General features: G+C 31.1%; 21 protein-coding genes. 6 read left to right on the forward strand and 15 right to left on the reverse strand.

The window, feature by feature from the left end; all coding sequences use genetic code 11:
- Positions 1-69 precede the first annotated feature (69 nt).
- Both ACJRPK_RS15210 and ACJRPK_RS15215 read left to right on the forward strand, forming a co-directional pair.
- Positions 70-924, forward strand: coding sequence for an N-acetylglucosamine kinase (locus ACJRPK_RS15210; protein WP_407141216.1), 855 nt, complete (start codon positions 70-72; stop codon positions 922-924).
- 6 nt (positions 925-930) lie between these two features.
- Positions 931-3,252 (forward strand): family 20 glycosylhydrolase, encoded by a 2,322-nt coding sequence (locus tag ACJRPK_RS15215; RefSeq protein WP_407141217.1) that lies wholly within the window; start codon positions 931-933, stop codon positions 3,250-3,252.
- A gap of 89 nt (positions 3,253-3,341) precedes the next feature.
- Here the strand turns inward: ACJRPK_RS15215 and ACJRPK_RS15220 are convergent, their stop codons facing one another.
- Together ACJRPK_RS15220 and ACJRPK_RS15225 are read right to left on the reverse strand one after the other, a co-directional pair.
- The gene (locus ACJRPK_RS15220; RefSeq protein ID WP_148781476.1) at positions 3,342-3,590 is read right to left on the reverse strand and encodes a hypothetical protein; all 249 of its coding nucleotides are present in this window, start codon (positions 3,588-3,590) and stop codon (positions 3,342-3,344) included.
- A gap of 68 nt (positions 3,591-3,658) precedes the next feature.
- Entirely contained in the window at positions 3,659-6,067 is a 2,409-nt protein-coding gene (locus ACJRPK_RS15225) for an outer membrane beta-barrel protein (RefSeq protein ID WP_407141219.1), read from the reverse strand.
- 126 nt (positions 6,068-6,193) lie between these two features.
- Here ACJRPK_RS15225 and ACJRPK_RS15230 point away from each other — a divergent pair, with 126 nt between their 5' ends.
- The 4 genes from ACJRPK_RS15230 (at position 6,194) to ACJRPK_RS15245 (ending at position 10,111) form a co-directional block, all read left to right on the forward strand.
- A complete protein-coding gene (locus tag ACJRPK_RS15230) occupies positions 6,194-7,576 on the forward strand; it encodes a sensor histidine kinase (protein ID WP_407141220.1) in 1,383 nt (460 codons plus the stop codon).
- Positions 7,573-8,265: a response regulator transcription factor gene (locus tag ACJRPK_RS15235; RefSeq protein WP_407141222.1), complete on the forward strand. Its 693-nt coding sequence runs from the start codon at positions 7,573-7,575 to the stop codon at positions 8,263-8,265. Before ACJRPK_RS15230 ends, ACJRPK_RS15235 begins: the two co-directional genes overlap by 4 nt.
- A 1-nt stretch (position 8,266) precedes the next feature.
- Complete coding sequence (locus ACJRPK_RS15240; protein ID WP_407141224.1) at positions 8,267-8,710, forward strand: hypothetical protein; 444 nt, start codon at positions 8,267-8,269, stop codon at positions 8,708-8,710.
- A 99-nt stretch (positions 8,711-8,809) separates the two neighbouring features.
- Positions 8,810-10,111 (forward strand): hypothetical protein, encoded by a 1,302-nt coding sequence (locus ACJRPK_RS15245; RefSeq protein ID WP_407141226.1) that lies wholly within the window; start codon positions 8,810-8,812, stop codon positions 10,109-10,111.
- 18 nt (positions 10,112-10,129) lie between these two features.
- Here the strand turns inward: ACJRPK_RS15245 and ACJRPK_RS15250 are convergent, their stop codons facing one another.
- The 13 genes from ACJRPK_RS15250 to ACJRPK_RS15310 all read right to left on the reverse strand — a co-directional run bounded on the left by ACJRPK_RS15250 (position 10,130) and on the right by ACJRPK_RS15310 (position 23,997).
- Positions 10,130-12,325 (reverse strand): peptidase domain-containing ABC transporter, encoded by a 2,196-nt coding sequence (locus ACJRPK_RS15250; RefSeq protein ID WP_407141227.1) that lies wholly within the window; start codon positions 12,323-12,325, stop codon positions 10,130-10,132.
- An 85-nt stretch (positions 12,326-12,410) separates the two neighbouring features.
- A complete protein-coding gene (locus ACJRPK_RS15255; protein ID WP_407141228.1) occupies positions 12,411-12,563 on the reverse strand; it encodes a hypothetical protein in 153 nt (50 codons plus the stop codon).
- A gap of 262 nt (positions 12,564-12,825) precedes the next feature.
- Positions 12,826-14,121 carry a hypothetical protein gene (locus ACJRPK_RS15260; RefSeq protein WP_407141230.1) on the reverse strand — a complete coding sequence of 432 codons (1,296 nt, stop codon included), beginning with the start codon at positions 14,119-14,121 and terminating at the stop codon, positions 12,826-12,828.
- A gap of 7 nt (positions 14,122-14,128) precedes the next feature.
- Positions 14,129-15,361 (reverse strand): hypothetical protein, encoded by a 1,233-nt coding sequence (locus ACJRPK_RS15265; RefSeq protein ID WP_407141232.1) that lies wholly within the window; start codon positions 15,359-15,361, stop codon positions 14,129-14,131.
- A 907-nt stretch (positions 15,362-16,268) separates the two neighbouring features.
- Positions 16,269-16,952: a response regulator gene (locus ACJRPK_RS15270; protein ID WP_407141233.1), complete on the reverse strand. Its 684-nt coding sequence runs from the start codon at positions 16,950-16,952 to the stop codon at positions 16,269-16,271.
- Entirely contained in the window at positions 16,918-18,888 is a 1,971-nt protein-coding gene (locus ACJRPK_RS15275; RefSeq protein ID WP_407141235.1) for a sensor histidine kinase, read from the reverse strand. Before ACJRPK_RS15275 ends, ACJRPK_RS15270 begins: the two co-directional genes overlap by 35 nt.
- A 488-nt stretch (positions 18,889-19,376) precedes the next feature.
- Complete coding sequence (locus ACJRPK_RS15280) at positions 19,377-19,529, reverse strand: hypothetical protein (protein WP_407141236.1); 153 nt, start codon at positions 19,527-19,529, stop codon at positions 19,377-19,379.
- A gap of 207 nt (positions 19,530-19,736) precedes the next feature.
- Complete coding sequence (locus ACJRPK_RS15285) at positions 19,737-20,462, reverse strand: LytR/AlgR family response regulator transcription factor (protein WP_407141238.1); 726 nt, start codon at positions 20,460-20,462, stop codon at positions 19,737-19,739.
- Between the two features lie 499 nt (positions 20,463-20,961).
- On the reverse strand, positions 20,962-21,126 hold the full coding sequence (locus ACJRPK_RS15290) for a Lacal_2735 family protein (protein WP_407141240.1): 165 nt from the start codon (positions 21,124-21,126) through the stop codon (positions 20,962-20,964).
- Positions 21,127-21,150: 24 nt separating this feature from the next.
- Positions 21,151-21,690, reverse strand: coding sequence for a glutathione peroxidase (locus tag ACJRPK_RS15295; protein WP_407141241.1), 540 nt, complete (start codon positions 21,688-21,690; stop codon positions 21,151-21,153).
- Between the two features lie 74 nt (positions 21,691-21,764).
- Positions 21,765-22,466, reverse strand: coding sequence for a GTP cyclohydrolase I FolE (folE, locus tag ACJRPK_RS15300; protein ID WP_407141242.1), 702 nt, complete (start codon positions 22,464-22,466; stop codon positions 21,765-21,767).
- Complete coding sequence (locus ACJRPK_RS15305) at positions 22,429-22,857, reverse strand: 6-pyruvoyl trahydropterin synthase family protein (RefSeq protein WP_407141244.1); 429 nt, start codon at positions 22,855-22,857, stop codon at positions 22,429-22,431. The genes folE and ACJRPK_RS15305 overlap by 38 nt, the downstream gene beginning before the upstream one ends.
- 630 nt (positions 22,858-23,487) lie before the next feature.
- On the reverse strand, positions 23,488-23,997 hold the full coding sequence (locus ACJRPK_RS15310; protein ID WP_407141246.1) for a nuclear transport factor 2 family protein: 510 nt from the start codon (positions 23,995-23,997) through the stop codon (positions 23,488-23,490).
- Between the last annotated feature and the right edge of the window lie 60 nt (positions 23,998-24,057).

Genomic DNA, 24,057 nt, shown 5'->3' on the forward strand with positions numbered 1-24,057 from the left:
GGGGTTATTTATAGCAACCTACTAACTAAGACCAGCAAATTTAAATATTCATATAACACCTAAATATCTATGATTTTAGTAGCTGACAGCGGTTCTACCAAATGTGATTGGGTACTATCTAATTATAACGGAAAGCCAATTCACAAAGTTCAGACTCCGGGATTAAATCCGTTAGTCTACACCACCAACCAGCTTCTACAGATAATTGAGAATTCAGTAATTCTTTGTCAATATAAAGAGCATATTGATCATATCCATTTTTATGGAGCCGGTTGCAACTCAACACGAACTAATCAAATAATTGAAAAAGTTTTGCTATCCATATTTACTAATAGCATAAGTATAACTGTTCAAGAAGACATCATAGCCGCTGTGCATGCTGTAACAGATAATCCAGGAGTAGTTTGTATTTTGGGTACAGGAGCAAACAGTTGCTTTTATGATGGGGTGGAAGTATTTCAAAAAGTCCCGGCGCTGGGTTATGTATTAGCTGATGAGGGTAGCGGAAATTATTTTGGAAAAAAAGTACTGAAAGATTACTACTTTAAAAAATTGCCCCTCCCTATTGCTTACAGTTTTGAACAGCTATGTTCACCAGTATTAGACACAATTCTCTCTAATATTCATAACAGTACGAATCCTAGTAAATATTTGGCCTCTTACGCAAGGTTTTTGTTCGAACATCGTGGCAATGCTTATATAGAAAACCTCTTAGAACAAGGTGTAGAAGAATTCGTAGCATTATATATCACGCCCTATAAAAAAGAGCTTGAACAACACCCTATACACTTCGTAGGATCAATTGCTTTTAATTTACAAGATATCATAAAAAAACAACTTAGCGGTCTTGGTTACAACGTGCAACGATTCCTTAAAAGTCCAATAACTAAACTCACAAATCAAATAATCACTAAAGGAATATAAGCATTTATGACTAGAAAGTTTTTTTATATAGCCTTACTCCTATCAACTCCCCTATGGACTGCTTGCAATCTTTCCTCTGGAAAAGACACGATACAATATGTAGATGTTTCTATTATTCCTCATCCTGAAATAGTTAAAATCTACAAAGGTGATTTTACTATAGACTCAAACACAAAACTTGTTTACAATAATGCTCAAAACCATGCTATAGTAAACCTCCTTAAACTAGAGCTAAAGAAAACTACTGGTTTGGTTTTAGAAACTTTCAAATCCGATACAGTTGACAAAAATGTGGTGGCTTTAACAATAGATGAACAATTACCAGGAAGTGATGAATCCTACACCCTTACTATTACTTCAAAAAATATCATCATTACAGCAAAAAAAGACAATGGTCTGTTTTATGGTGTGCAATCCTTTCTACAACTCCTCAAAAATTGCACTACTAAAAAGTCTCTCACGCTTCCCAATGCTAGTATTACAGATGCTCCGAGATTCCCTTGGCGAGGCATACATTTGGATGTTTCGCGTAATTTTTTTTCTGTCTCGTTTATAAAAAAACAACTTGATATTTTAGCTCAGTTAAAAATCAATAAATTTCACTGGCATCTTACGGATGATCAAGGATGGCGAATCGAAATAAAAAAGTATCCAAAACTCACAGAAATCGGATCTGTACGAAAGAACTATGATGGTACCACGCATCGTGGCTTTTATACACAAGAGGAGATAAAAGAAGTAGTAGCTTACGCCAAAGAACGGTTTATAGATGTCGTTCCCGAAATTGACACTCCCGGACACGCCATGGCCATTTTAGCAGCTTATCCTGAGTTTGCTTGTCAACATGGAAATTACCAAGTTCGAAATTTATGGGGAGTTGAGTCAAAAATACTTTGTGCCGGTAAGGAGGCTACCTTTCAATTTATCGATGATGTTTTTAAAGAAATAACACCTTTATTTCCTTACGAGTATATACACGTGGGAGGTGATGAAGTTCCTAAAACGGAATGGAAGAACTGTGACCGTTGTCAAAAAAGAATTGAAGCGCATTCCTTAGATAAAGAAGCCGGATTACAGAGTTATTTTATGTCCCGTGTTGAAGGTCTTCTCAAAAAATATAACAAAAAAATGATCGGCTGGGATGAAATTTTAGATGGTGGAATAACTTCAACAACAACAATAATGTCATGGCAGGGTGAAGATGGTGGTATAAAAGCTGCAAATAGTGGCCATGATGTAATTATGACTCCGATCAACTACACGTACTTTAATTTTTATCAAGGTGATCCGGTAGTAGAACCGCTAGCGTTTGGAGGTAATATTTCACTTCAGAAGGTTTACAATTATGATCCCATACCTTCCACTATAGATAAAAACAAAAGAACACATATCCTAGGAGTTCAAGGAAATATCTGGACAGAATATGCGTCTAACGAAGAAACAGTTGAATATTTAGCCTATCCAAGAATTGTTGCCTTAGCTGAAACCGCTTGGTCATCGAAAGAAAATAGAGTATATACTTCTTTTTTGAAGAGACTAAAAAAAATCTATCCCGTGCTCGATCGCGCAGACGTGAATTATCATATACCTCTTCCCGAGGGACCGGATGCGGATAAGTTAATATTTACGGATTCTATAACTATTCCTTTTACCACTTCCTATCCAATAAAAATGGTCTATACATTGGATGGAACAGCACCGACAAAAAATAGTATTATATATAAATCGCCTATAACTATTTCACAAAATTCTACACTAAAAATAGCATCCATCCTGCCTCATGGAAAAATGAGTGCTGTTCGTACACTTCATTTAAAAAAGGTAAATTATGTAGAAGCCACTGATCCAGGAAATACCTTAACACCAGGTTTGAACATAACAACGATTTATGGTTATTTTGAAACCATCCCTGACCTTTCCAAACAAAAAGAGGCAAAAACAACTACTATTACTGAAATCAAACAAGCAAATACAACCTATAATTGGGGACATAATATTGAACCAGATAATTTTAAGGCTGTAATATTGGAGGGCTTTATAAAAGTCTCTGATGATGGCATATATGCATTCTCAAGTGCTCAGGATGAGGTTTGGATTGCGAATGAATTGATTATTGAAAATAATAAAACAATAAAAAAACATCTTACCCAAGGTTACATAGCATTGAGAAAAGGCTTACATCCTGTAAAAATTATATTCCTTAATACTGTAAATGAAGGATGGGCCACAGATTGGAATCCTGTAGAATTAAAATTTAAAACTAATAAACAAAATGAATACACCCCGGTAAAAGGTGATATGTTATACCATAATGCTTCCGAATTGTAGATATATCTATGAGAAAAACCATTCCAAGTAGTTTCAAAAAATCTGTATTACCTCCAATTTATTTCCAAATACTTTAAAATTTTACAGTATTACGCAGTAGCACGTATAGGTGCCCAGTGAGAGCACAACATTCCAGGTGCTGCCTTTTGAGGGTTAGCACAGGTGGGTCCTTGATAACGAGAACAGGTTGTGCAGTTAGGGTCATCCTTCAACGAGGCTCTCATTTCAAAACTATCACAAGTATGACGATTACTCACGGTTGTTTGATGCGTTGTACAATATTCTCCTTCAATTAAGTGCGAACAGTTTAGACAACTGTTTCCAAGTCTGATAGCCATAACATTTGTTTTTATAATTACACTTAAATTTAAGACTTAAACAAAAAAGAAACAATATAAATTAGCTACTAATCTATTCGTTGCTGTTCTCTCAGTTTATCTTTCTTCAATATTTTATCTTTAAGTTTAGTATTACCAAAATTATACCTCAAACCTATTCTTACATATTGACTTTCATCATCAACCTCAGAAAAAATATCCTGATTCTGATATTGTGTTGTTGTGATAACGTTATCCGAGTTCAAAATATCATTAAAATTAAGTGTTAAAATCATTTTGTTATCAAATAGCTCCTTTTTAAAACCTAAAGAAAGTCTAATTCTTTCAGCTCTTTTATCGGCACCATTGAGATATGGTGAAAGATAAAAGAAAGTAAGGTCTCCGGTTAAAGTTTTGTCCTTTGATAAAGTTAAATAATTCCCCAAATAGGAATAAAAAACCCAAGAAGAGTTTGACTGATTTATGGACTGAGCAAAAGGAACCTTAAATACTATATCTTGATATTGAACTGTACTTTGAAAATAAATATTCCAGAAGCTCGTTATATTTGTATATGTGTTAAAATCTAAACTGTAAGCCACGTCTTTCTCTGTATTCAAATTTGTATATTCTAAAGTCTTCAATATATTGTCTTGAATACTAAATTCATAAATTGGATCTTTTTCATAGCTGTATGATATATCAAAATTATACTTATCATTTATAGTATATAGTAAACTGAATTCATGTATTATGGTAGGTTTGAGTTCTGGATTACCAACGTAATATGAATTATCATTTAAATAATATCTGAAAGGATTTAACACTCGGTATCTGGGTCTGCTTATTCTTTTTGCGTATTTGAGACTTATTACGTTATTTTCGTTTGCTTCGAATTGCATATAAACAGTTGGAAATATTTTAAAATAATCATTTTCATTTATTTCACTTGTCGTTTTTGATTCCCCCTGTAAATCAGTGTACTCGCCTCTTAGGCCTAATTTAAAGTCCCACTTTTTCCATGCAGCGCCATAACTACTGTAGAAAGCATAATTTGATTCTTTATAGAGGAAATTATTAGTTCTTGAATTATCTAAATTGTCGGTTCCATCAACTCTATTGAAATATTTCAAATCATTATCAGAATCAATAAAGGAAACTTTAGTCCCTATTTCTAAAATAGAACTATTTATAGGTAGTTCATAATCTATTTGTGATGAATAAATATCAATTTTTTGATAATTATCTATTAGAAACGTGTTATCTCTTATAAATTCTTTGGAGGGTAGGAAATAATCAGTATCGACAAGTTGGTCTTCTAATTGTTTATAGTCTGTAAAATGCGCATTTATATTCAGTCGTTCACCATCTTTTTTAAAGTTAATTTTGTAATCTAAATTATAAGAAAAATTTCGTTTATCCCTATCGATCGTATTATTGGTCACAAAGAGAGAATCTAGTATCAAAGAAGAGTTCAAAATATTTGTAGTTGACTCATTTTCTCCTTCCCAATCAGGAGAAATAAATCCATCAACTGTAAAGGATATTGAATTTTTGGTTGTTACCTGATAATTAGTTTGAAATCTAAAATTATGATCTTTCTTTCTACTGGATCGATTCCAATTGGCATTCCATCTTGAATTCAGAGAATTATCCTCTTCTAAGTAGTTAACTCGATTGAAAGTTTTTTGATTCCATCGCTGAGGACTGAATGTATAATTGAGGTTAAGATCGACTTTATTTAACTTAAAGAACTGACTTGTACCAATAGCATGTTTACCTAATCTAGCTTGTGTATAATTGTAGTTGATACTGCCTTTATAACCTTCAGATAGATTTTGTTTTGTGCGTATCAGAAGAATTGCGCCTCCTTCTGCATCATATCGGGCGGGAGGAGTAGTTATCACCTCTATTGCTTTAACCATAGTTCCAGATAAACTTTCTAAATAGCTCTTGATTTCATTAGCCGGAATTTGAACCTTTGTATCATTCATATAAACAGTTATGTTTGTAGAGTTTTTGATCATTATATTGTTTTGATCAATGATGACTCCCGGCGTATTTCTAATGATGTCCCAGGTATTATTTTCTGAGACTATGGTGTTTTCAACATTAAAAATTAATCTGTCTATTTTTCTGTCTAACGTAGGTTTTTTAGATATGACAACAACTTCATCTAAATTGTTTAATCTTTCACTCAAAGACACGTTTTGAACTGTATCTCCAATGATCTCTATAGGTAGCTGCTTCGTTTGAAAACCTAGACTGCTCACCTTCAACATATACGATCCGCTATATATATTATCTATTTTGTAATGTCCATTTTCGTCAGAAATGCTACCTTTATAAACACTGGAATCCTTTACCCTAAGTAGTATAACATTTACATAAGGTAAAATTTCATTTTTAGAGCTTGAAACCAGTCCTTCTAATGATATTGTTTGTGCTACCGTAACACTACAAAACAATATGGAAATTAGAACTATTAATTTTTTCATGATACAATTTTTATAAAAACAAAGATTGTAATTTTAAATACGGTTTCTGGTTAATGATCGGTTAACGATGAGTTAATCGATATTTTTAAAATGTTATCTAGCTATTTATATCATATTTTTGAGTAAATGAATAAAAAAATTAATGAGTTTTTAGTGTTGATTGTAACTATCGCAGTTATAACATTGTTTTCTATACAATATTATTTAGTCAAAAGCACCTACACTTATAGGGTAGCTCAATTTAGATCCGAAGTTGAAAAGAAAACTGACAAGATTATAAAGAATTTTACTGCAGAAAACAGAATCTTATCAGATATTGATATTTATCACAATAAACTCAATAATGAATATTTTAATAAAAAGATTTCTAGAAACAAACTAATGAAATCATTGGTAACATATAATCCGGGAGATTCTATAACTCAAATTCTTGACAAAGAGTTTAGGAGAGAAATCCCATTTATGGATATCGATTTTGCTTTAATAGCTAGAAAATATATAATTAAATACGACACTTCGAGTGCTGATACCATATTTAATAAAAGTTCTAATATGGATAACAAAATATATGGAACATTAGATAACCTGAACAGATCCTTTATATCCGAAAGTTTTATAGCGAGTACAAGTGGATTATTTACTAATAAAAAAGGCGAAGAAGTAAGGTATACTTTACTAACACAAAATGATTTTCATATATCAATAAAACGTTGGGAATGGATTGTTTTAAAAAGAATGAGTATGTTTTTTATACTCATTGTAATCTCGATTATAATTATTTTAGGTGCTATTTTTTACACTTTAAACGCATTGGTAAAACAAAAAAAGATTAATGATGTGAAATCCGATTTGATAGATAATATAACTCATGAATTTAGAACTCCACTGACTACATTATCAATTGCCGCCGATACCTTATACAGAGCTGAACTCATTGATAATAAAGACCTATTCATACAAGTTATAGATACTATTAAGCGTCAAAGTCTACATTTAAAAAAGTTAATGGATCAAGTGATACATAGCTCATTGGGAGCTCATGAAATTATATTAGAAAAAGCATTTTTAGACCATGAAACATATTTTAATGCTCTCATAGCTGACCAACAATTAAGTATGAAAGATGTTACCATAAAATCATCTGTAGCACCGATAACTTTGGACATCTTAATAGATAAGTTTCACTTTACAACAGCTATTATTAACATTGTTAACAATGCTGTCAAATATGGAGCAAGTAAAATTCTTTTTACGACTACTTATAATGATTCAACGTATACTATTGAAATTGAAGATGATGGCTATGGTATCGAAAAAGATAATTTAATTAGAATTTTTGATAAATTTTTCAGAGTTGAAACTGGAAATATTAGAAATACGAAAGGGCTCGGACTTGGATTATATTATGTGAAGCAAATTATTGAAGCGCATGATGGAACGATAATGGTAAAAAGTGTACTGACAAAAGGAACTAAATTTACAATTAATATCCCAAATCAACAGACATGATACATTTGTTATTAGCCGAAGATAATGTGGATCTAGGAGGTGTTTTAAAACAATATCTTGAAATGAACAATTTTAATGTTCACTGGGCGAAAAACGGGGAAGATGCTCTTGAAATATTTAAAAAAAACGAGCTTTCAATTTGCGTTTTAGATATTATGATGCCAATACTTGATGGATTCAGTTTAGCTGAAAAAATGTTGAAAATGAATTCTGATATTCCCTTTATATTTCTAACCGCCAAAGGTGCCAAACGAGAAAAAATGAAAGGGCTAAAACTAGGCGCTGATGATTATATCGTAAAACCATTTGAAGCTGATGAACTGGTAGCCAGAATTAATAACATTCTTAAAAGAACAAGGCCTCATAATGCTGCTGAAAAAGAAACTATTAAAATTGGCAATTTTTCCTTTAGCCGAAGTGATTTGATCCTTAAACATATAGACAAAACACAAAGATTAACACAAAAGGAAGCAGATCTGATTGCTTTTTTATATCACAACAGACATCAACTGATAAAAAGAGGAGATATACTCTCCACAGTATGGGGCAATGATGATTTTTTTTCTGGAAGAAGCATGGACGTTTTCATTAGTAGATTAAGAGGATATTTTAGAAAAGATTCCAATATTTCTATTAAAAGTATACGAGGTATCGGCTTCGAGTTCAATATTAAAAACAAAAATAAATAATATGAGAAAAGTACTTATATACATGTTTATACTATGTTATACTATAAATAATTATGCGCAAAATAATGAAACCTCACGCGATAAGACCCCTGTTAATCCAGAGGAGAATGACACATCTCTTTTGGTAAATATCAATCAAGGCAGTACACAGTTATCTATAAAAAATTCGGGTGATTTTTTTAATGTAAAGGCTACTTTTAAAGATAAAGAAAAGAAAAAAGTTCGCTTACTATTAGAATCGCACTTGGGTGATGGAATATTTGATAAATCGAATTATATATGGATTAAGAAATCAAGTGATCAGCTTTACTATAGAATAGTTTTATCGGATAACAAGCTTGATATGTTCTTTGATAAAGCTCTGAATTCGGAGATGTTTTATGAGAAGTTTTCTCAAATGAGTAATGACCTAAACAAAATTTTACTGAAAGAAAAGTCAAAATAACATTGATACTTTTTTATAAAAAAACTGAATTACAAACCTTTAATAAAGGTTTGCCTAATACATATAAAACTTATAATAACCTCTAAACTTCAAAGGAATATGGAACAAAATTTGAACATAGCAGAAAAATCATTTTCAAATGAATGGTGGGAGAAGTTCGTGACAGCCACAAATGGATTTAGTGGCTGTACCGTCAGAAAAAACATGTTTAATAAAAGTCAATTAGAAACTTTTCACAAATATGTTGTTAATACCATTAGAACTATAACTTCAAACGAGGATAGGATTGATGATGCCAGAGTAGGTTTATGGTTCAATCACGACCCTAATATTGATACCAAAACCTTTTTCAAAAATCATCCAATCCCTGAGAATTCTAATATACAGGAGTGGATTTACGCAATATTTCAGAGAGAGGTTACCTATGGTCTGACAATGAATTTTGCTGAGAGTCACAACGATGAACTTTCTGATGAGATACATCGCTATATCGCTCCATATTTAGAAAAGCATGGGATACCTGTTGAAGGAATTAACACGACCCTAATTGTTGGTAATTACGGCTGGACACCCATTGGCATCCACAATGACAAAAGAGGAGAATACATTATACACTTTCACTTAGGTCCGGGAGATAAAGATATGTATATATGGGATGAACAAAAAGCAATTAAAAAAGGTTTTGTCCCGCGGCAACCTGTAGAGAATGTTTCAGATTATATGAATGATTACGATAGAAAGTATACGTTTGGAAAAGGGGATTTATTTTCAATGCCAGGTAGATGTGTTCATATAGGAAATACAAAAGAATTTTCTGTAGGAATTATCATACAATTCAATATGTCCTCGTTGAAAAATCTATCCAAACGTCTATGGCTTGATTTAAATCATAAAATTATTAGTCATAAAAATGAAAAAAAAATATTACCGCTTCCACCCTATAAAGAAACAAGGCATCATGAGTATAATAAAATGATTATGGAGCATCTTAAATATTATAACGTAAATGCTAAAAATAAGGTAAGTGATATTTTAAAAGACAGTTATCGAGATCATAAACTAGGGTTGCTTAGTAATGGAGGGTATATCAGAGCTCCTTTTGTAAATAAGGAAAAATTATTAATGGCCTATAAAAATCAGGATAAAAAGAGTGACTTTAGATTAAGAAGCACTGCTAGAAAGATTTTATACTATATTAAAAATGATACAATTTATATTTTCTCGAACAATAATAAATTTTCTATCAAGAATCATCCGAGTTACACAAAGTTAATCGAATTACTGAACAATAAAGAAATTATAAACTACGCTGAAGTTATCGCTGATGAGAGAAAATTGATACCGTTTATAAAAATGTTATATATGAATTTAGGGGTGTCCTTTTTGTCTGAACCAGAATAAAATTCAATTCTCTTAATTTTAAGATAGCTCGAGCTGATTATGCACCAAATTAAAGTATCTACCCCGATTAAGTAATAATTGTTGATGACTACCAATCTCCTCAATTGTACCATTATCAGATAACACAATAATTTGATCGGCATTTTTAACTGTACTCAATCGATGTGCAATTAAGAGAACAGTCTTGCCATTAAAAAAAAGATCTAGCTTCCCAGAAATTTCTTTTTCATTTTTTGCATCTAATGCAGATGTGGCTTCATCAAATAATAAAAACTCCGGAGCCTTGTATAATGCTCTCGCCATTAGCAAGCGTTGTTTTTGCCCAGTACTTATGTCGACACCCTCACTACCAATTTTTGTCTTAAATCGCATAGGTAAATTATCAATAAAACTATATATATTAGACATCTCACACGCCTGAATTAATCGCTCTCTATTATATTTATGGGAAGTAATTATATTTCGTAAAATTGTATCGTTAAAAATATAACCTTCCTGCATGACAACTCCACAATTACTTCGCCATATTTCATGATTTAAGTGATTAAGTGGCTGGTCACCAATACGAATCTGCCCTCTTGTAGGGGCGTAAAATTTCAGGATTAATTTTAATATTGTGGTTTTACCACTTCCACTTGCACCCACGATTGCAGTAATCTTCTTTTGTGGAATTGTAAAAGAAATAGTATCCAGAACGTTAACCGATGTGCCTGAATAACGAAAAGAGACCTCATCAAAAATTATATCACCATTAATTTCAGATTTTTCATTCGCTGAAGCAACAAAAGTTTCTTCCTCTTTGTTGTGAATTTCCATTATTCGCCGAAAACCTAAGCGGATATCTTGAAAATTATTTAAAAAGGCAACGATCTGATTAATCGGTCCACTTAAACGTCCAATAACATAAGAAATAGCGAGTAACGTACCTAATGTCATTTCACCTCTTATAACTAATAATGCTGCAATTAATATAAGAGCTATATTTTTAACTTCATTGATAAGAGAAGCACCGTCTAGCTGAAATTGCTCTACCTTTAAACTTTCCATATCACGCGCGTAAAGTTTGGTTTTAACCTCTTCCCACTCCTCTCTTTTCAAGGACTCATAACTATTAAGTTTAATATCCTGCATTCCATTCATCAACTCAATTAGCTTACTATTTTCTTTACTTTTTAAAGAAAAGAATTTAAAATCAAGAACTTTACGCTTGTTAAAAAAAATCATGATCCAGAAAATGTGAACTACGGTTCCCGCTAGAAATACTGAAAATAAAATTGGGTTGTAATAAAGAAACAGACCGCTAAATAGTATGATATTGAGAATAGAAAATAGTGCTAAAATAGAGTTAGAGGTAAAAAACCTTTCAAGATTGTCATGATCCCTAATACGTTGAAATAAATCACCAGTTAATTTAGAGTCAAAATATGAAATTGGAAGCTTTGTAAGTTTTTGTATAAAATTTGAAATTAAATTTATATTCAGTTTCATACTAAGTTTTATGACTATCCAATTACGAATAATATTAGCAGTTTTATAGCCAATAAAAACTGCTATGTATGCTATTGACGCTAAGTATACGAAGTTAACATCTTTAAATTTAACTCCATCATCAATAATTTGCTGTGTTAAATAAGGAAATAAAAGTTCCAGACTACTTATTAGAAAGACTAACAAAACTATTCTTAAGAACTGCCATTTGTAATCTTTTAGCTGAGTTTTTAAAAAAGTAATTGATCTTTCCTTAAGATTATCAATATGTTTTTTACGGTAGAATTCGTCTAGTGGTTGAACGTGTAAGATGATCCCCTTTTTTGAGGTTTCTTTCTTATTTTTCACTCCTATCCAATTCTCAAAAAATGATGCTTTAGTATGTTTAATTTTTCCTAGTTCAGGATCAGAGACGTAGACATGACTATTAGTAATCTTATGTATGACCACAAAATGTTCCTGATTCCAATGTGCGATAATAGGTAAAGGAATTTCATTTTGAAGATCTTCATAACTTTCCTTTCTCGCTATTGCATAAAAACCGAGTTGTTCTGCTGCTCTAATAAGTCCTGTAAGAGATGTGCCATTACGTGTAGTCTCACTTAACTTTCTAATATATTCGATATCTATTTCTTGACCATAATGCTTACTAATAATTTTTAGACAAGAAGCTCCGCAGTCCTTTGATTCAGACTGTATATAGGATGGAAATTTGTTGAACATCATACAACTACATATTAAAGTATTCGTGTAAAAAGAAACTCTCTTACTTTACAATAAGAGAGTTCCTAATTTGATAAAAACTTAATTATTAAGCTTCTATTACAGTTACTTTAGAACCTTCTTTGATAGTGATTTTAATATCCTCATCAAATTTTGAAGCATTTCCACCGTAAATCTTGTCTGTATTCAGAGGCGTGTCAACTTTTTTCCCCAAGAATAAATCTAAATCTTTTTTACTCATCTTTTTAAATTTTAATTGTTAAACATTATATATATAAAATAGCTACTTTACTCTTTCTAGTCCGTCTTGATTTTTTTATTTGCGAGATCATTCTCATTTAAATTAATGGACTCCTTTTTATGAATTTCTATAGTTTAAAACCTCCGACGTATCTATCAAATACTATTAGCTTAAATGATATTTCTGAATTATTAGACTTTTGGATGTCAATCCACCACTATCATCTCATAACTTTATTCTCAATGCTACTTATTCATAGCAATTATTTTTGATCTTCAAAACATATTCCTTTATTCACAAATAGTAGTTCGATAAATTTTGAAAACTCTACTGTTTTATACTCGTCTCCTACTGTTACCAACTCTTTGTTGTTTAACTTTTCCAGCAAATCCACATACTCATGTCGATAGTCAACAGAAAATCTATTTTTTCTTACAAAAACAACTAACTTGTTTTTGTTTTTATAATATTGAAGGTTATAAGACTCTACAAGTTTTATTACAGGCTTATCTTTTTGCACTAAATAATCTTTCTTGACTTGAACTTTGTCAATATAGGGAGCTCTTACATAGCCTCCATTGCTTAATAATCCTAATTTGTAATCAGTAAAGCATTTGACTAAATGTTTTTGAATATCGGCTTTAGTATCAGTTGTTGTATATTTCAAATGTTCCATCAAATAGTTAATGTATTTTTCATGGTCATCTTCTTCATACGCCGGTAAAACGAGCGCTTTATCACCTTCAAAGTTTTTATCCATCAAAGTTTTTCCAATATCAAACCACATTTTCTTTGAAAAAGATTTTGAAGTATATCCATTGAACTCCAGCACCAATCCAATTGAAAAATCTTTCGTATTTCCTATATGAACACATCTACCAGGCATTGAAAAGATATCGCCAGTACCAAAAGTATATTTGGCATCATAATCATTCATGTAATCATCCTTATTCTCTACTTTTCTACGATGTATAAAACCTTTCTTTTTAGCGTTCTCTTCTTCCCATATATACATGTCTTTCTCTCCTGGCCCAAGGTGAAGATGTACAATATATTCACCCCTTTTATCATTATGAATTCCTAAAGGAGTCCACCCATAATTACCTAATATTAATGTCGCACTTATTCCCTCTAACGGTATTCCAAACTGGGACAAGTATGGATCAATAAGCTCATTTACTTTATTTGCTAAGTTTTCATTGTGCCTAGTTACAAAATTGATAAACATTCCGAATTTTTTACCATCTTGAAATGTTTGCTCGGCCCAATTTTCTACACTTTGATTATCTTCAATTGGATGATCTTGAAAAAATTTATTTGCATTTTCATCATATTTTCCATCCAACCAAATACGAGCACCTGTATTATCGATCCTTAGTGAATCTTTAGTTATTATTCTGATAGTATCAGCAACTAGTTCTTTTAATTCTGCAATTTGATATAAATCAAATACATCCTTCTTTACAGTATGTCCCTTAAAATGATTAGTTTCACTTACAAAGGACGTCCACCAATCATTTTTAAACGGAATCTCTCTTATGTCTACCTGTGCATCCATACCAAAATCAATTTTTTATAATAAAATTATTTTCTAGAAAAATCTCCAATATTCGCACTCCAATCTCATCGGGCCAATCGTTGAATTTTCCTTCTACCAGTCGTTGAACATTATGGGTTTGTTGGTCATTTACAGTTTCTATAATTCCTTCCAGATCTGCATGATGTAATAATGTCACTTTATTTCCTTGATGAAAGAAATGAAATTCTCCTTCTTTAATATAATAAACAATCTCTGATTTATTCAATTTGATAGTGTCAGTGCTTGTAAGCTCTGAATCCTCATTTTTAATATTCTTTTTTCCAATAATTCCATCGAACCAAGAATTACTTTTCAGAGCATATGCATAATCATCAATATGTCTGACAATAACATCTTCTAAAGGCTTTTCAGCAACCTCCTCATTTATTTGACTCAGTATTTCTTCAATAGCGCTATTATCCTCTATACTTCTGATTCCCGGTACCAGTTCATCATTGTCTAATTCATTTTGAAACATTGTAGTATAGGTATTTTCCCATACTCCATTTAAAACACCATCTACGGTCGTATAATTAAACCAAAGTGTTATGCCTATTGAGAATTCATCTGATTTACCGATATGATAATAATGCCAAGGCATAAAGAAGACATCACCTTCACCAAATTCATATGAATAATCAGCAAAAGGAATTAAGTCTTCTATATTGTCAGTTTGATTTTCTCGTTCCTGAAAATTTCTTCTGTAATTCTCCTGTTCCCACATATACATAGTCTTCTTTCCAGGACCTAAATGAAAATGCAATACAAAGGAGCCTTTATGGTCGTTGTGAATCCCTATAGGAGTAAAACCATAATTACCTAGAAAAATGGAACAGTTCATCCCTCCAAAAGGTATTCTTTCTTTTAAAAGAGGTTCCACGTAAGACATAATTTTTCTTTTAGCCTTATCACTGTACTCTTGACCTCCATTTAATATGATTCCGAATTTTTTGTCTCCAAATATTTCTTTCGTCCACGTTTCAAAATCATTATTTATCACAGGTGTATTAATAATCTTTTGCTTATAACTATCTCTCTTCTCTCCGTCTACCCACACTCTATAGCCCGCACTTAAAATATCTACATTTTGAAACATTTCACCAACCGCTGATCGCAATGCTAAGATATCATCCGGAAAGACCTGAGGAAAAACCTTAGGCACTGTTAACCTCGACGTTTGATTATAAAGATCTGTAATTGGATTTGTTAATGTTTCCATCGTTATGATTTTGTTGAAGCTAAATTAATCACAAATCAAAAAGAAGAAGAATGATGATCCATACAAAAAATAAGGATTACCCTTATTTCTAACTACAAACCTTACACAAACTTTAATTTTTTTACTAAAAAATTAAAGTAAATCAATTGCCTAAATAAGGATTCGAGCTTGTTGGGAAAGTTGGGTCGTATCGTTGTTAATTTTTTCTGACAGGATCTGCTATCAAAGAAACTCCGTGTTTGGAGAAAAGTAGTTTTGAACATATTGTATTTTAACCGCACTATCTGTTAGAGGGTAGGTAATTTTAATATCCTATAACAGACTTGTACCGCCTACATATTTCCAAACACTGCATAAAAAAACTCTCTTGCTTTGCACTAAGAGAGTTCTAGATTTGACAAAAACTAACTGCTAAGCTTCTATTACTTTCACTTTACTACCATCTCTAGTTTATATTTTAATATCCTCATCAAATTTTGGAGCATTCCCACCATAAATTTTGTCTGTATTGAGAAGTGCATTAACTTTCTTCCTCAGGAATAAATCTAAATCTCTTCTACTCATCTTTTAAAATTTTAATTATTAAACACTATGTAAATTAAGTAGCTGCTTTAATTCTTATTGATATGGATGGATTCCTCCATGAATAATTACGGTTAAATTAATTGCAAATCAAAGAGAATAAGAATAATGATGAATACAAGAGATAAAGTCAAACTCTATTATAATGAATAACAACCAACAAAATTTAACTATTCAACAATCACAGGAGTCAATCAGCGTTGCAAAATAGGGCTTTGAACCTTACATATACGAGGTGAGGATCATTGAAGTTATTTTTTCTAATAGTTTCTGCGATCATAGAGGACATGGTTTTTAAGTAAAATAATTATGGATAGAGTCTCTGTTAAATGAACCCCATTTCACGCGCTTTTAATAATAACTCCTTATCATCAACGCTCTTAACATTAAATATTTGTTTTAGATGACGTTTACGCTTTTCAATACCAGCGATTGATAATGGCAAGATTTTCGGAAGGTCTTTCATTTTAGCCCCTATAGATAACTCATACAAAAGTTTTCTATCTATATTATCCAATAGAAACTCATTTGAAACTTCTTTCCGCAATAATTTTACAACCGTCTTACTATAATAAGGGGGGTCCGAAATTATATTCTTGATCGTAGTTACTAATTCTATCGGAGTGATATCATTTTTTATCAAAAATCCATCTGGGTTTAAATTTCTAAAAATACTATGAATCCTATAATTATCGTTAAAGGTAGTTGAGACTATAACTTTTGTTTCAGGTAGAAGTTTATTTATTTTTATCCCTATATCTTCTCCAGATAATATCCTACCATCTTGTGATGGTGGTAATTTAATATCTAAAAATACAATGTCTAGCTTTTTATTATTAGTTGCAATTTCTTTAATTTTTGCATCCGCTGCTTCACAATTATTAGCTACGCTTATAGAAAACGAAATATCCGAGCTCTCTGAACTGATAACTTCAAAAGCACGTTTATAGGCTTCCGAAATCAAAGGATGATCATCAATTATTAAAACTGTAAGAAGCGTGTTTTTCATAATTATTAATAGGTATTAAGAGTGTGATTGAAGTTCCTTCACCAACTTTTGATGCAATTTTGAATGAACCATTCATTTTTTTGGACCTGGATTTCATATTTTTTATCCCTATGCCATTTTTATATTTAACTGTATTAAAGCCTTTTCCGTTATCGATTATTTCGACTAAAAGCATCTTATCTTTTCTGCATATTCGTAAAATCACTAAGGTAGCATGTGCATACTTTACAATATTTTGCAGTGCTTCCTGGAGTATTCTGTAAAGGTTGACTTTGGTTATTTCATTAATTTCTTGCCATTCAATATTCTCATCATTATCCACTAAATACTCAAAGCCCCCAATTTTACTTTTATTTTTTAAAAATTGATTAAGTATTGTTGTAAAATTTATTTCAGAAAAACTAAAATTAGTACTTAGTTTATGAGATACTTCCCTTATCTCTTTTTCTATTTCCTGCAATTCGTCCAAAAAATTCTGATGTTGCAATAATACTTCTTTATCTCCAGTTATATCCAAAAACCCCAACCCTAGACGTGTACCAAATAATTTACTTAATATTCCATCGTGTAATTCTTCAGATATCCTGTTGCGTTCAATTATTTTTTCCTCTTCTAACTTTGATTGCTGTTTTAATGTCAAAATGTAAATCTGCTCGTTTGCCTTTTGTTGTTCAGTTTCTAAATAAAGTTCAATATTTTTTGACTTTTGTGTTTTCAATGTGTAGAGCAACAACAATATGAAAAAACCACTGATACTTATGATAAGAATAACTATTTTCTGTTGTGATAAACGTTTTGTCTTTTCGATATATTCTTCCGTTTCATATGCTATTCGAGTGAACTTATTCTGAACTTTACGCTCATTACTTATAAGACTATCATTATAACTTATGTACCTATTAAGATAATTTTGCGAGTTTTTTGCATCAATAGAAGCTAAAAGCTTTAAGGATGCTAAGTAATCTCTATTATTCTTAATCTCTTTGGCAATTATATTGGCTTTTCTTGAAAATTTTAATGCGTGAAACAAATCATTAATATTTAAATAATATTCTGCCAGATGTAGATTATTGATTACCATCCCCGACTTATTCTTAAGGCTATCTCTAATACTTAGGGCTAAATAAAAGTCTGTTCTGACGTCTGTGGTATCCAGGTTTTTCAACCTACTATATGCACGATTATCAATCAGTTTAGCGTATAAATTTAAATTAAATTGTTTAATGTTTTTTAATCTTAATGCCTCGTCAAAAAAATCAATTGCTATTTTATATTGACCCATTTTATGATAAATTAGGCCTAAATTATTTAAGCTACCAACATATTTATTTTTTTTATCGTCTGACTTTTTTAGGTAGTTCAATCCCATTTTATGATACAACAGTGCCTTATCAAATTCTTTTAATTCTTCGTAAATCAATGCTAAGTGGTTATAAGCAGTGTAAAGAGATTCATAATCTTCTATATCTTTATATTTTTCGATAGCCCTAATGTTTAGAATTTCACTCCCCGTGTAATCTCTATATCTTGCCCTTATAAAAGACATAGCATATAACATTTTTGCAGAGTGATATTGATCATCTAAGGATTCAAAAAATCGATACGACGTTTTGAAATGATAGTATGCACTATCATAAATCTGCTGCTTATTATAATAACTTGCGTAATTCCAGTGCAAGTCACCAATAGCAAAAGAATCTTCAACTTTTATTGCATAGATAAGCGCATTCTTATTGGTTCTTTTAAACTCTATAGAGTCTTCGAGTTTCAAATAATGATACGCTACCTTACTTAGCACCTTATTTTTTAAGCTATCAGAGCCTTTTTCATTAATTAGTTTTTGAAGTTTAAAAAGTAATCGTCGTTTCTCTGAAATTTTAGTTGATGGGCTATCCAACATCAATTGCCATTTCTGTAAACTATCCTGACTTGACATTTGCCTATCCAATTTTTCATTTTTTGTAGAACACCCAAAAAACAAAAGAAAAGCTATGGTAAATATTATATTTGTAATTTTAAAAAACAAGTAGCGGCTTTTTTATGAGTCAAAAAGTTGGATGAATCAATGGAATACAAATCATTTAAGTGTTATTTCAAATACTAACTAACTGTATTAGCATTAAAGTTAATAGATTTTTTTATATACACTTCTATAGATCTGAAGTTTATTGAAATTGATAAGGATTGGTCTTATAAACAAGAACTGTCAATAGAAAAGTTTTAGGAAATGCTGAATGGCTCACAATAAAAGAAAAGTATAGGCTGACTTTAAGGTAAAAAAGTATTGTTATTGTACCCTTTGAAGCAGCTAACATTTTTAAAAATTGAGTCTCTATATCATTTTTATGAACCTAACAAATTGTTATAAAATATAAGGTCGTATACAATTCAAACTATACGACCTTATATTTTAAACCTCAGGTTTTAGTCTTTACTTCCATCGTCCGCTTCTTGATCATCTCCTGTTTGTTGATAGTACTCTTCAGATGTTTCTAACTCTTCTTCTAAATCAGTAGAAGAACATGAAATAATTGTTGAAACAAAAACAATTGCAGTAAGCATTTTATAAAAACTCATAATGATAATGTTTTAAGATTAGATAATAATTCGTGTAAAATCATCACTGACATCCCCCAAATAAGGCATTGATAATCAGTCGACAAATCTTTTAATGAAGCTTCGTTACGAATGTACTTTGACAAGGTGAAAACCACAATAACTATGTCACAAATGTTGTGATTTGATAATTTCTATTAGGAAAATTGTGCTGTTTAATAGGGAAATTCAATTTAGTGTTATTAAGGACTTCTCGGTAAGACTTTGATTAATAGAATCTACATTATCTAAAAAAGTTTTAGTAAAAGGAATTTTGAAAGAATGATTTTTAATAATACATAGCCCTTTACCATAATGTATTCTAGATATATATTTACTGTTAATTATGTAACTTTTATGAATCCTTACAAAGTATTCTGGAAGTGTTTTTTCAAAAATTTTTAATGTTTTAAAGGCACTAATGGTAGTACCATTGGACATATAAAAGTCTGTTGCATTATTATCTGCTTTTAAAAATAAAATATCTTCCGTGTTTAAATAATTATAGTCCTTATACGATTTAAGGCATATAATCTTATAACCCTTAGAAGGGAACTTCTTATTATACTTAAGAATACTTTTTTTTACGTCTAGTGTAGTAAGTGGCTTCAATAAAAAATCTAAAAAATCAAACTTAAATGCTTTGTAAGCATTTTCCTTTACTGTCGATAATGCTATAAAACTGGGCTGTTTCTTACAGTACTGATTAACCTCAAATAAAAATTCGAAAAGATTGTCAAAAAAGTCATCAATATTTACAAAGACAATATCAGGATGTGTCTCAAGAATTAAATCTATTGCGTTGTTTTTATTACTACTGGTACTTTCCAAATTAATTTCAGGAAACTCATGGATTACAGATGCAATAATCTCCATCGTATTCTTATCGTTATCTAGAATGATACAATTTTTCAAAGCAAAAGTTATTTATAACTATAAATTTAAGCTACAAAAAAAAGTTTCTATCAGGATTGTAATTACTTTTAATAAGGAGTTTACTTACTGTTTATTGAAAAATTCTAGTGATCATGTGCATCTCATTTCAATTCAATTCAATGAAATATGGGCTATAATTCAGACCTATTTAGTCGGGAATTATTTTTAGATTCACCACAGATACAGGTGGGTAAAAAGCAATAAGAGTGCTTTTGATTCCTAACGACTAAGATCTTTATGTATTTAAAATAATTTATACATTTCTCTTTTCTGATAATTTAAATAAAGAACATCTGTACTACTTCCATTCGTAAACAGCTACTATTGTTACATATAAACTATTGTCTTCTATGTGTTTTCCTCCTTCTCTTGTTTAAATTCATTATTTTATTTTGCAATTCGACTTAATGTATTATCATAAGCTAGACCACTTATTACTTGAAATATAAAAAAATAGTATGTATTTCAAAATTTACTCTTAAGCCAAAGCTTCTAACTTTTTAAGAATTGCTTCGGCTTCAGCGTACTTTTTATCACTCTCTGATCTGTTTGTACTTGAAAGTTGATGCCACTCGCTCATTAATTTCTCGTACTTCTTTTGTAATATTTCCTTTTCTGATTTCTTCTTAAATAAATTAAACATGGCGTTTCGTTATTAAAGTAAAGGTTATTGTAAGTGTTTCATGATCTTCGAACTGGTTGGATTCGTCGTAGAAAAATAATAGTCTATTAACGTACCATTTTCATCTACCAGATATTTCTGAAAATTCCATTTGACCGTTGAACTTTTGATACCGTTATGACTCTTTTGTGTGAGCCACCTGTATAGAGGGTGCTGCTCTGATCCTTTCACCTTTATTTTTTCTGTAATAGTAAAGGTGACACCAAAATTAATACTACAGAAATTTTCTATCGTCTCTGCATTGCCTGGCTCCTGATTTCCAAATTGATTGCAGGGTACACCTATGACGACCAATTTCTTATCATAGGAATCCTGCAACTTTTGCAAATCTTTGTATTGCTTAGTAAACCCACATTTGGAGGCTACGTTTACAAACAATATTTTTTTCCCTTTATATTCGGATAAATCAATAGGTTCGTTTTGCAAATTATGTATTGAGATGTCATAAATCGAGGTTTTCTCATAAGTTTTATCCTTTTTAGCAGAAAAAAGAAGAGGTATTTTAGCTTTATTACTAAGTTTCATTATGATTCTTTTAAAATTTTAATAAACTACTATACAGACATTATAACAAGCAAGCGCTATATGAGATGCTTCTTTTAAGTATTTAAATAGTTTTGCAGCTCTGCAATCTTACTTGTTGTATTAAAAGCTCCTCCATAATAAGAGGTTACGGTGGACGAGGTGTCATCTTTTATTCCTCTAGACGATACACACAGATGTTTTGCATCTATAATTACTGCGATATCTTCGGTCGAAAGGATTTGTTTTAAGTCCATCGCAATCTGGTTCGTTAAGCGCTCCTGAACTTGTGGTCGTTTTGCATAGTATTGTACAATTCGGTTGAGTTTGGATAGACCAATTACTTTACCCGAAGAAATATAAGCAATATGGGCTTTACCAATGATTGGCACAAAGTGATGCTCACAGTTAGAATAAAAAGTAATATTTTTTTCTACCAGCATCTGATTATATTGATACTTATTCTCAAACAGTGCTATTTTAGGTTTATTCTTTGGATTTAAACCTGAAAAAATTTCATCGATATACATTTTTGCCACACGATTAGGTGTCCCTCGCAAAGAATCATCGCTTAAGTCTAATCCCATCACACTCATAATTTGTCTGAACAACTCGGCAATCTGTTCCTTTTTTTCTTCATCAGATAGTAAGAAGGCATCAGAACTCATAGGAGTTTCAATCCCAGTAAAAATATGATCATCGCCTATTTCTTCTTCTGTAAAACTGCTAAGATTATTCTCTTTATAGAGGGTATTCAACATAGTTTCTTGGTGTTTCATATAATATTATTTTTATTTCCAACTCCGAATCTATCTGTTCAACCAGAATATTGTATATCACCATTGCTATATTTTCGGCAGTTGGATTCAAATTAGCAAACTCAGGCACATCGAGATTTAAATTTTTATGATCAAACCTGTTCAGTATATACTTTTTGATGATATCTGATATTATTTTAGTATCGATTACATAACCGGTTTCTGTATCGCAGTATCCAATAATTTTTACCTCTAGCTCATAATTATGACCGTGATAGTTTGGATTATTGCACTTTCCGAATATCCTCTGATTCTTTTCATCACTCCAGTGTGCATTATGAAGTCTGTGAGCAGCATTAAAGTGTTCTCTTCTTACGATTGCTGTCTTTCTTTTATTTCCTATTGATGTCATATAGATTTATTTGAAAAATCACGTAATTGCTTATCTGCTCAAAGCACATTTATAATGTTATAGTTCTTAAGTGAAGCAAAAGTAATTATTTTGTTTAATGATTTGTGTTAAATGTTAAACAAAATATTGAGATTATTTTGTGAATATGTTTGCGCAAGCTCTATCTACTTAGTAAGTTTTTGGCAAAAGAGTCTTGTTCTGGATGGTTTTCTGTAAATATGGTACAAATAATTTCTGTGAGTTTGAATGCGTATACTAAAAATCTTAAATGAATTCTCTTGATTCGCTTTCGATGGTTTTTTCTGAAATACTTTAATTCTTTTATACATTATTGATAAAATGTATCCGGGGCCTGTTGAGATGCAAGGATACTATATCGATCTTAACAGCTCTAATATTACGAAGAACTGGTTTGATGTGATAGCAGAAGTTTTGATACCTATTTTCATAGCACAGTCTATCTCTAAAATTAATATCTATCCAATAGGATGTGATAGCTTAGCTAAATCTGAAAACTTGAAGCCTTTTTAGAGAATGAACCAGCAACTTTTATTGTAATGAACTTAACTTTTGGACAACACCTTTTATAAGTACAAGTACATCATTATATTTATATCGTTTTGACATAAATTATTTTTCGCCATCCTGTGCGAGACCGGCGTGATCATAACTTAAAACAGCACTTAATTTCCATAGTTTATCTTCTAACACCCAAACCGAAGTGAATTTTGCAATTCCCGTCCGTAAATCTTCTTTACCGCTTTCTCTGATATAAAAATAATGTACTCCTGATTGAATAGCGCCATACAGTTCTCCATTGTCATATAGCGGATAAACCATTAAGCTCCCATCTTTCAATTTTCGGATTGGTTTTTTGCCGGACGTCACACAGATATTATCTCTAGTATTTTGCATAAACAATTGCGCATCCTGATAACCTCCTTTATCATGATAAAATTTGAGATCATCTGCAATATGTGTTTTAAGATAATTCAAATCACATTGATTAAAGCCTCGCTCAAAGAATATACTATCCTGTGTCTTGAGCTCAATAAATAGGTCAGAGGTTTTTGAAATTTGCGCCTGCGCACTTGTCAAGAAAACTGTGGAAAATACGAGCATTAAAAATTGTTTCATCATCTTATTATTTTTTATCAAAGATGAGAAATTGATACTTTTTGATATCAAAATTTAACCCGC

The sequence above is a fragment of the Aquimarina sp. 2-A2 genome (assembly GCF_045505135.1).
Lineage (GTDB): Bacteria > Bacteroidota > Bacteroidia > Flavobacteriales > Flavobacteriaceae > Aquimarina > Aquimarina intermedia.

Bases quoted from the DNA above. Each gene is read 5' to 3' on its own strand.
- ACJRPK_RS15265 (WP_407141232.1), bottom strand. From the start codon at position 15,361: ATGGAAACATTAACAAATCCAATTACAGATCTTTATAATCAAACGTCG.
- ACJRPK_RS15310 (WP_407141246.1), bottom strand. From the start codon at position 23,997: ATGATGAAACAATTTTTAATGCTCGTATTTTCCACAGTTTTCTTGACA.
- ACJRPK_RS15240 (WP_407141224.1), top strand. From the start codon at position 8,267: ATGAGAAAAGTACTTATATACATGTTTATACTATGTTATACTATAAAT.
- ACJRPK_RS15270 (WP_407141233.1), bottom strand. From the start codon at position 16,952: ATGAAAAACACGCTTCTTACAGTTTTAATAATTGATGATCATCCTTTG.
- ACJRPK_RS15280 (WP_407141236.1), bottom strand. From the start codon at position 19,529: ATGAGTTTTTATAAAATGCTTACTGCAATTGTTTTTGTTTCAACAATT.
- ACJRPK_RS15245 (WP_407141226.1), top strand. From the start codon at position 8,810: ATGGAACAAAATTTGAACATAGCAGAAAAATCATTTTCAAATGAATGG.
- ACJRPK_RS15255 (WP_407141228.1), bottom strand. From the start codon at position 12,563: ATGAGTAAAAAAGATTTAGATTTATTCTTGGGGAAAAAAGTTGACACG.
- ACJRPK_RS15275 (WP_407141235.1), bottom strand. From the start codon at position 18,888: ATGTCAAGTCAGGATAGTTTACAGAAATGGCAATTGATGTTGGATAGC.
- ACJRPK_RS15295 (WP_407141241.1), bottom strand. From the start codon at position 21,690: ATGAAACTTAGTAATAAAGCTAAAATACCTCTTCTTTTTTCTGCTAAA.
- ACJRPK_RS15305 (WP_407141244.1), bottom strand. From the start codon at position 22,857: ATGACATCAATAGGAAATAAAAGAAAGACAGCAATCGTAAGAAGAGAA.
- ACJRPK_RS15260 (WP_407141230.1), bottom strand. From the start codon at position 14,121: ATGGATGCACAGGTAGACATAAGAGAGATTCCGTTTAAAAATGATTGG.
- ACJRPK_RS15290 (WP_407141240.1), bottom strand. From the start codon at position 21,126: ATGTTTAATTTATTTAAGAAGAAATCAGAAAAGGAAATATTACAAAAG.
- ACJRPK_RS15225 (WP_407141219.1), bottom strand. From the start codon at position 6,067: ATGAAAAAATTAATAGTTCTAATTTCCATATTGTTTTGTAGTGTTACG.
- ACJRPK_RS15215 (WP_407141217.1), top strand. From the start codon at position 931: ATGACTAGAAAGTTTTTTTATATAGCCTTACTCCTATCAACTCCCCTA.
- ACJRPK_RS15220 (WP_148781476.1), bottom strand. From the start codon at position 3,590: ATGGCTATCAGACTTGGAAACAGTTGTCTAAACTGTTCGCACTTAATT.
- ACJRPK_RS15210 (WP_407141216.1), top strand. From the start codon at position 70: ATGATTTTAGTAGCTGACAGCGGTTCTACCAAATGTGATTGGGTACTA.
- folE (WP_407141242.1), bottom strand. From the start codon at position 22,466: ATGAAACACCAAGAAACTATGTTGAATACCCTCTATAAAGAGAATAAT.
- ACJRPK_RS15250 (WP_407141227.1), bottom strand. From the start codon at position 12,325: ATGATGTTCAACAAATTTCCATCCTATATACAGTCTGAATCAAAGGAC.
- ACJRPK_RS15230 (WP_407141220.1), top strand. From the start codon at position 6,194: ATGAATAAAAAAATTAATGAGTTTTTAGTGTTGATTGTAACTATCGCA.
- ACJRPK_RS15235 (WP_407141222.1), top strand. From the start codon at position 7,573: ATGATACATTTGTTATTAGCCGAAGATAATGTGGATCTAGGAGGTGTT.